The sequence below is a fragment of the Pseudomonas sp. P5_A2_2 genome, from assembly GCF_054177685.1.
Window position 1 is genome coordinate 1 of the sequence record NZ_JBGCUL010000125.1, and the last position, 8732, is coordinate 8732.

Consider the following 8732-nt stretch of genomic DNA (forward strand, 5'->3'; position numbering starts at 1 on the left):
GATCAAGAACTACGTGAAGCCGTTCGCGCCGGGCAACCACGACGCGATCAACGAGAACGACTACGTCTGGACGCGCTTCATCGGCAACGAGATCCTGCCGGTGGACGTGGCGGCGAAGTAGCCGCCACGGATCGGGCGCATTCTTCGGCAAACCGCCGCCCGATGGGCGGCGGTTTTTCTTGTGCGCTCAGGAGATATGGTTGATGAAGTCGGGATGCCGCGCGTCATGCTCTATTGCGACGAGCGACAGCAGCGCGCAGCGGCTGCTGCCCGTGATGGCCGCACACTGAACTCACCGTCTCGGCCACATTGCGGTGATCCGGGCGTTAGTTCGTGCGGACGGCCGCGAGCGGAACGGGTGAGGCGTGGCCAAGCTCACTCGCGTTGAACATTGTTCACGCTTGCCGTCGCGATTTGCCAGCTGAACTCGCGTTCCAGGGGGAAGGTTTGTCGCATGGGCGGCTACAGTTCGTCGCCCTCCATGCCGACGCCAAAGAAACAAGCCGGAGCGAGGACATCCACATAAGACGTTAGCCCTGGGGAGGGTTGATTCATGAGACAGAGGGAGACGCGACGGAGGGCGCTTGCGCTTGTCGCATTGGACGGCTTCGTCAACTTCGCGGGCTACCAGTCGAACGCGTTCGGGCATTGGCGATCTTGCCTCCTGAATGGAGCATCGCTCTTGCGCGCAATGTTTGCGGGCCTCGCCATGCTCGTTCTTGCTGGCAGCTGCGAGCGCGCAAACGCAACTGAAGGAAATTACGATCCGCGAGCTGGCTGCATGCAGTACGGCGGAATAGGCGCTTGCAACAACAACGTTCTGCGCTCTGGTCAGTGGTATATCAACGCGGCTTGGCCGTGGGATGCATGCACCGTTAATGGTGCTACTAAGGTGCACGCAACCGGGTCGAGTCCGAACGACGCCTTCGACAATTGGTTAACACAAGCTGCTGCAGCCGGAACGGCCTGCTCGACAAGCACCGACTATCTCGCCACTCGCAGCGAAGACTGCAACGATCCGCAGCAGCAGAGTCCAGGTGGCGGCCCAAGGGAATTCAGATATAACCGGCCGTGCCAATACACGCTGAAGCAAACACAGCGCTACAACGGGGCAGTCTCGACGAGTACCCAACAGTTCTATTGGTTGTTCGGCTACTCTGACCAAGTAATTCGCGAAACATGGGGAATTTGCCCTGAAAGCCTCGGGCATGGTGTGTCTGGAGGAAATTGGTACACCTTTGGCGGCTTCGATCAGTACGTCGCACCCTTCTGCACTCTGCCCAGGTGGCCGCCCCCAAAAACTTCCGGGCCGCCCAAATGCAGTAACGGTGTGGGGAACCCCATCGATACGTCCACAGGGAACAAATACCAGGAGAGTGTTGACTACGCTGGGCCAGGCCCACGCTCGCTCAGCTTTGTTCGAACCTACAACAGCCAGACTTGGGCATCGAGCGCGGATCTCGGCTGGTATTGGGGTCATGTTTACGACCTAAAGCTGGAGAAATTGATTGGATCGGTCGACACGCGAGTCGTCTTGCACCGCAGGGGCAACAAGTCGCTGACCTTCGTGCGGCAAGTTGACGGAAGCTACAAGGGAGATCTCGACATCGCGTCGAGGCTCGTTGAGTTGTCCAGTGGCGGCATAACAACCGGCTGGCGCTACACGGACCTGGGGCTCCAAAGAATCGAAGCCTATGACGCCCTTGGAAATCTGCAGACGATCACCACTCGCGACAACTATGTCGTCGCGCTGACCTATGCGTCTAACAAGCTGGCTGCAGTGACCGATTCGTTTGGGCGCAGCCTTACATTCGGCCGGTCATCGACCGGGAGCATCGCGTCGTTCAGTGATCCAGCAGGCAACACGCACGCGTTCACCTACGGGCCTGATGCAAATGGCGTTGGCCAACTCCCGATTGCGATGACCCGACCCGACAATGCGACGTTGCGGTACACGTACACGACCGGACCGTATAGCGGCTTGCTTGAGTCGATCATTGATGAAAATAACAATACATACGCCTTCTTCACCTACTCAGGGTATCGCGGTCTGTCCACCGAGCACGCTGGAGGAGTCGAGAAGTACTCGTTGAGCACTACGGAGCTGTACGCGGGTGGCACTGCATATGTCACCGATCCAACGGGAGCTCAGACAACTCGTCAGTTCAGCATAGTCAACGGTGAGGCCCTGCTGACAGCTCAGTCGCAGCCAGCAGGAGCCGGCTGTGCTGCTTCGTCGACTGCGCGCAGCTACGACACGAACAGCAACGTTGCGAGCGCAGACGACTTCAACGGCCGCCGAGTGTGCTCGGCGCACGACCTGGGCAGGAACCTGGAGACCACGCGCGTCGAGGGCCTTGCAAACACCCAGGCGTGCAGCGCGGTGACGGGGTCAGGCGCAACGCTCCCGACCGGCAGCCGCAAGACGAGCACGCTGTGGCACCCGGACTGGCGACTCGAAGCCAAGCGAGCCGAACCCGGCAAGCTGACCACGAGCATCTACCACGGCCAGCCCGACCCGTTCAACGGCAACGCCCTCGCGAGCTGCGCACCGAGCACCGCCCTCTTGCCCGACGGCAAACCGATCGCGGTGCTGTGCAAGGAGGTCGAACAGGCGACCAGCGATGCGAATGGAAGCCAGGGGTTCAGCGCGAGCCTGCAGAGCGGCGTTGCGAGCGGAGCCCGCCGCTGGACCTACAACAGCTACGGCCAGGTGCTGACAGAGCGCGACCCGCAAAACAACCTGACGACGTACACGTACTACACCGACACGACCGCCGACCACACGCTCGGCGACCTGCAGACGGTCACGAACACGAAGAACCAGATCACGACCCACACCAAATACAACAAACACGGCCAACTGCTCGAGAGCATCGATGCCAACGGCGTGACGACGAGCAACACCTACGGCCTCAGACAGCGACTGCTGAGCACGCGCGTGGGCGGCCAGACCACAAGCTACGAGTACGACGCGGCCGGACAACTGCTGAAGGTGACCCAGCCGGACACGAGCTGGATCGGCTTCGAGTACGACGCGGCGCATCGACAAACAGCCGTCAAGGACAGCCTGGGCAACCGCATCGAGCACGTGCTGGACAACGCGGGCAACAAGACCGGCCAGAGCGTGAAGGACCCGGGAGGCAGCCTCGCGAGAAGCCTGAGCCAAAGCATCGATGCGCTGGGTCGCGTTCAGCAAATGGCCGGTCGAGAGTAATCGACGCGGACACACACAAAGACAAGAGCGGCGCGGCCGATGCCAGCGCCTCCAACGGCAAAGAGGGAGAGACACAATGAACGAAGCGAGCCGACGCCCAGGCGCCATGCAGCCTGCGTGGACGCTGCTGAGGTACCTCCTGCTGGCCAGCGCACTGGCCATGCTCGGCCCGGCCTGGGCCGCCAAGACCGCCACCAGCACGGTCCTCGCCAGCAGCGTCAACCCGAGCGCCCTCGGCCAGACTACCGTGCTGACCGCGACCGTCAGCCCGGCGGCCGCCACCGGCAGCGTCACCTTCAAGGACGGCAGCACCACGCTCGGCAGCGGCACCCTGAGCAGCGGCGTCGCTACGCTGAGCAAGAGCTTCAGCACAGCCGGTTCTCACAGCCTGACGGCCGTCTACGCCGGCACCAGCAGCTACGCCGGCAGCACCTCAGCAGCCAAGATCCAGACCATCAGCGCCGTCGCGACGAGCAGCACCACACTGAGCGCGAACCCTAATCCTGCCGCGGTCGGACAGAGCGTGACCTTCAGCGCCAGCGTCAGCCCACCGAGCGCGACCGGCAGCGTCACCTTCAAGGAAGGCGCGAGCACCTTGGGAACCGCCGCGCTGAACAGCGGCATCGCGAACCTGAGCACCAGCGCCCTCGCACTCGGCAGCCACAGCCTCAGCGCCAGCTACGCCGGCGATGCGAGCACCGCGGCCAGCAGTTCCAGCACCGTGACACTTCAGATCGTGACCCCGGTCAACCTGCCCAGCCCGCCGATCTCGCCGGTCCCTGTCATCAACTACGAATACGACGCCCAAGGCAACCCGACCAAGACGATCCAGGCGCCCGGGGTCGCCGGCTTCGACTTCGCGACCCGCGCCAGCTACGACACCCTGAGCCGGCGCAAGGACACGACCGACGCGAAGAACGGTGTGACCCGGTTCGGCTACGACGGGCTGGACCGCACCGTGCAAGTCACCGATCCCAGGAACCTCGTCACCCAGTACCCGCGCAACGGCCTCGGCGACGCGACCAGCCTGATCAGCCCCGACACCGGCACCGCCAACCACATCTACGACGCGTCCGGCCACCTGCTCACCCGCACCGACAGCCGCGGCGTGCTCGCGACCTACAGCTACGAAGAGCTGAACCGGCTCGCCAGCCTCACCTACACCCAGAGCGGCCAGACCCCGCTTGCCTACAGCTGGGTCTACGACCAGACCGGCGCCGGCTTCAGCTACGGGATCGGGCGACTGACCTCGACCACGCACCCGGCCGGCTCGACCCAGTACGCCCACGACCCGTGGGGCCACGTGGTCACCGACATCCAGCGCRTCAAYGCMGCAGCCGGCGCCAACAGCACGCAGATCACGCGCACCGTCGGCTACGGCTACGACGCGGGCGGCCACATCACCAGCATCACCTACCCGTCGGGGCGCAAGCTCAGCATCACCTAYACCAGCGGAATCGCGACTGCGATCGCACTGGCCAAGGACGCGAGCAGCCCACCCACGACGCTGATCGACCAGATCCGCCACGCCCCGTTCGGGCCGCCGGTGGGCTGGAACTGGCAGATGGCGGCGGGAAGTCAGGCGAACACCCGCGTCTACGACCTCTCCGGGCGGATCGTGCGCTACTCGCTCGGCGGCTTCGTCCGCGACATCGTCTACGACGCGGCCGACCGGATCGCGAGCTACACCCACTACGACAGCCTGCAGGGCGCGACGGCCGCGGCCAACGCGCTGAACCAGAGCTTCGGCTACGACGAGCTCGGCCGGCTGACCAGCGTCGTGACCGCCAGCGCGAGCTGGAGCATCGGCTACGACGCGACCGGCAACCGCACCGGCGTGACGCTCAACGGCAACCCGAGCACCTACACCACCAGCCCCACGAGCAACCGGCTCACGGGCATCACGAACCCGGCGCGCAGCTTCGGCTACGACAACGCGGGCAACACCACCAGCGACAGCACCAGCTACACGGGCAGCTACAACCTCGCCGGGCGACTCACGACGCTGACCAAGGCGGGGATCACGAGCACGTACACCTATGACGGGATGGGCCGGCGGGTGCGCAAGGTCACGAGCTCGAGCCCGAGCAGCACGGTGCTGTTCGTGTACGACCAGGACGGGCAGCTGCTTGGGGAGTACGACCAGAACGGGGCTGCGCTCAGGGAGTACGTCTGGCTGGGCAGCACGCCGGTGGCGATGTTCACGCCCGACCCCACTCCGGGCAACCCGCCGCTCGTGTACTTCATCCTTGCGGATCACATCGACACGCCGCGCATCGTCGTGGACAGAAGCAACAACATTCGATGGCGCTGGATGGCTGAACCGTTCGGGACGACGGCGGCGGAGACCAATCCGAGCAACCTGGGGGCGCTTGCGTTCAACCTGCGCTTCCCGGGGCAGTACTTCGATCAGGAGTCGGGGCTGCACTACAACTACTTCAGGTACTACGATCCGAGCAATGGAGGGCGATATGTGCAAAGTGACCCCATCGGACTCGCGGGCGGGGTCAACACGTACAGCTATGTCAATGGAACTCCGTTGATGTACATAGACCCCCTGGGGCTGTTTGGGTGGGCTGATATGCCGACCTTGCCGCAGGGTCTGGTGGACTTCTCGGCCGGTTTCGGCGATTCAATGTCGTTCGGCATCACCGGCTATGCGCGCGCGGGGCTCGACATTGGCAGCGTGAACAAGTGCAGCAGCTTCTATCGAGGCGGTGAGCTTACTGACCTAGCCTTCGAGACCGGCACGCTGGGACTCGCTGCAGGGCTGAAAGCTCTTGCTGCCAACGCTTCGCGTACCGCGGCTCGGAATGGAGCACGTCCCTTCGTCAATGCGTTCCGCGAGGTCCAGAACCTTGAAGGTGGGTTCGTTCACCACTCCAACCCGCTGTTTGGGCACCCGGGAGGCATTCCGACGACGTTCCCCACGGGCGGGTTGCCTTCCGCGGTGAATAGCGGGGTATGGAACCTTCGCTGGTTCGCAGACAGTGCAAGCCACAGTGCAGCACATCGGTGGATGCGAGGGCTTGAGAACGCATGGGGTGGGTTCGTCAATCCCGGCACCATCGCCATCCGCGCGGCAAGAGATGCAGCCGATACTTGCACGTGCCAGCAGTGAGGAGTGCCCATGGTGTGGTTTACCGTTCTTGGCGTCTTGATCGTCACCGCTTACTACGTCGTTCTGACTCGAAGGACACAGAGGATGTCTGACGCCACACCGTCACAGCCGTCGCCGGAGGCAAAGCCTCTCTCGATTGAACAAGCGCGCGTCATGGTCGATGACCTCATCGCGAAGGGAGACAAGCTGTTCGTCGAACCTGCTGATGGGGCGTCCATCCTCCCTGAGCAGTTCGGTCCGACCAAAGAGTTGTTCTCAAGGTACGGCACCCTGCGCACGCGGCGTGGAGGTTTCCGACTCGCGGCTGCTGACGTGCGACCCTCCGAGTACGTGCGTGGGTATCTGTCTATCGGGCACAGCGAGGACTGGGATGTGGTTCAAAAGCTCGGCAATGACGAGGTGTTCGTCGTTGAAGGTGCCGAGACTCGTGAGGCCGAGATGGAGGTGCGCTTCCCGAGCGTCTACCATCTGGTACTTGATGAAGCTCAGCGGACATAGCCGCAAGCCGCTGAGCGCTGTGGTCGCTTCGTGCGCGCCGAGCTGGCCGAGGCCATCGACGCGAAGACATGCCACCTCACCGAAACCAAACTCCGCGGCCTGGATTGTTCGTCGCGCCGCAACGCTGGCGCCGCTGAAGCGCTGAAGCTGCGAGGTGTGCGGCCGGGTGAAGGCGGGCCGGCGGCCACCCGCATAAATTATGGGGCTGCTCTGGAATGAAAGTGCGGGTGCGATAGATGAGTATGAGCATTGACACGATCGCAAAGACTGTGCTCTCAGCGAGTCGGAAGGGGCTGTTCCGGCACAGACCGGTATTCAAGGCACACGCCAGGGTCTCGCCTGAGGAACTGAGAAGTCTGGAAAGAAAAATCGGGATTCCAGTCCCCGCCGATCTTTGCGACTGGCTGCTTGAGATTGGATATGGGGATATTGATGAAGAGCTGAGCTTCCGCGAGGAATGGTTCGCACCCATTGAGAAAGGGCAACTCAAAGGCGGCTCCAGATTCGCGCAAGACGTTCTTGGCAACTTCTATGCGTTTGACTCTTCCGGTCGCATCTACTTTCTATCGCGGTCTGAGCCTGTCTTCGCGGTTATGTCGAAAGACTTCTTGGAGTTTGCCGAAGACCTTATCCGTCGGGACTACAAGCTCAGTGAGTGGATTGACCGCCTGGAAACTCAGAGGTATGAGTGGTGAGGCTGCTGCTGGGCCTCGGTGCATTGGGGTCGCGTGTTGCCATCCAGTGCCTGCGCCACAACGGCGTCGCACCGAGCCGAGGATTCCCCCTCGCGCACCGATGTCGCGAGAGGCACAGGGGAACGTGTCGTGGACTCTGCTTCGATTAGATTGGCTGACTTGATGGTCTGGCTAGGCCAACCGCTGTGAACCGCCCCGGAATTCGTGGAGGCTGTTTGGTTTAAGTCAGGCTGCCACCGCGGCGGCGTGACTGGCGAGTTGCCGGCAATAGTTTGCCTCAGCTTCTGCGGAGGGATGCAGCCGGTGGGCTCGAGCAGTCGCCATCTGCTCAAGAGTTGGAGCCTCCTCAAAACCCGCGGCGGTTCAACTGGTATCCCGGCTCCCAAGCATCCTGTTCCAGACCGCCCTGTTGCTGCCTTGGCTGTTGTTGGGCATTGTCTCGAAGACCTTCTCGATCCGGCGCTCTAGTTGACCGCTGAAACGCCAAGCGCATTCAGCGTCGGTGTGGTCATCTGCCCGCTCTTCGTCATGCCTTTCAGGTCCTGGAAGAACTCGAGCCCGGTCTTCGTGTCCGCGTTCATAACGCCGTCGACGCGCCCGTTGTAGAGCCCCAAGCTGGTCAGCGCAATCTGGACCCGCATGATCTGCAGGCGGCGCTTCTTGTCCAAGCTGAGGGCCGAGCATGTCTCGGATCAGGAAGTTGACGTCTTGCGTGGGCGTCTGCGCGCGCGTGGCAAGCTGCTTTCCGGTCGCCGCCCTCGAATGTCGGAGACCATCTGAAGCTCTCAGTCACTGCTCCCAAATCTCAGCAACTGGCCTTGGCGACCTGAACGAAGCCGCCGCGGCCACTCGTCAGCATCTTGTCCTGCCCCCAATGTCTCGCGATGGCGGCCGCGCACGGCAGCACACCTTCGCTGTGACCCCTCAGCTGTCGCGCCTGAAGTCGGCCGGTGCCGATGCGCTGCTGATGGTGGGCAACGTGGGCCCGTCGGCGCAGGTCGTGAAGTCGCTCGACCGGATGGGCTGGAAGGTGCCGATCGTCTCGCACTGGGGCCCGGCCGGCGGACGCTTCACCGAGCTCGCGGGGCCGAACGCGAAGGACGTGATCTTCGTGCAGACCTACAGCTTCTTCGGCAAGCAGACCCCTGCCGGCGAGCGCGTGCTCGGCGCACTGAAGAAGAAATACTCCGACATCAAGGGC

6 protein-coding genes and 1 pseudogene are annotated in these 8732 nt (G+C 62.9%); 6 read left to right on the forward strand and 1 reads right to left on the reverse strand.

What is annotated here, in order from left to right; all coding sequences use genetic code 11:
- Positions 1 to 691 precede the first annotated feature (691 nt).
- The 5 genes from ACXRVY_RS10965 (at position 692) to ACXRVY_RS10985 (ending at position 7531) form a co-directional block, all read left to right on the forward strand.
- Positions 692 to 3217: an RHS repeat domain-containing protein gene (locus tag ACXRVY_RS10965; protein WP_458237386.1), complete on the forward strand. Its 2526-nt coding sequence runs from the start codon at positions 692 to 694 to the stop codon at positions 3215 to 3217.
- Between the two features lie 76 nt (positions 3218 to 3293).
- Complete coding sequence (locus ACXRVY_RS10970) at positions 3294 to 6338, forward strand: Ig-like domain repeat protein (protein ID WP_458237381.1); 3045 nt, start codon at positions 3294 to 3296, stop codon at positions 6336 to 6338.
- A gap of 9 nt (positions 6339 to 6347) precedes the next feature.
- A complete protein-coding gene (locus tag ACXRVY_RS10975) occupies positions 6348 to 6836 on the forward strand; it encodes a hypothetical protein (protein ID WP_458237382.1) in 489 nt (162 codons plus the stop codon).
- A gap of 30 nt (positions 6837 to 6866) precedes the next feature.
- Positions 6867 to 7055, forward strand: coding sequence for a hypothetical protein (locus tag ACXRVY_RS10980; RefSeq protein ID WP_458237383.1), 189 nt, complete (start codon positions 6867 to 6869; stop codon positions 7053 to 7055).
- A 17-nt stretch (positions 7056 to 7072) separates the two neighbouring features.
- Positions 7073 to 7531: a hypothetical protein gene (locus ACXRVY_RS10985; protein ID WP_458237384.1), complete on the forward strand. Its 459-nt coding sequence runs from the start codon at positions 7073 to 7075 to the stop codon at positions 7529 to 7531.
- A gap of 464 nt (positions 7532 to 7995) precedes the next feature.
- Here the strand turns inward: ACXRVY_RS10985 and ACXRVY_RS10990 are convergent, their stop codons facing one another.
- Entirely contained in the window at positions 7996 to 8199 is a 204-nt protein-coding gene (locus tag ACXRVY_RS10990) for a peptidoglycan-binding domain-containing protein (RefSeq protein ID WP_458237385.1), read from the reverse strand.
- 248 nt (positions 8200 to 8447) lie between these two features.
- Here ACXRVY_RS10990 and ACXRVY_RS10995 point away from each other — a divergent pair.
- A pseudogene (locus ACXRVY_RS10995) lies at positions 8448 to 8732 on the forward strand (ABC transporter substrate-binding protein); the annotation flags it as partial.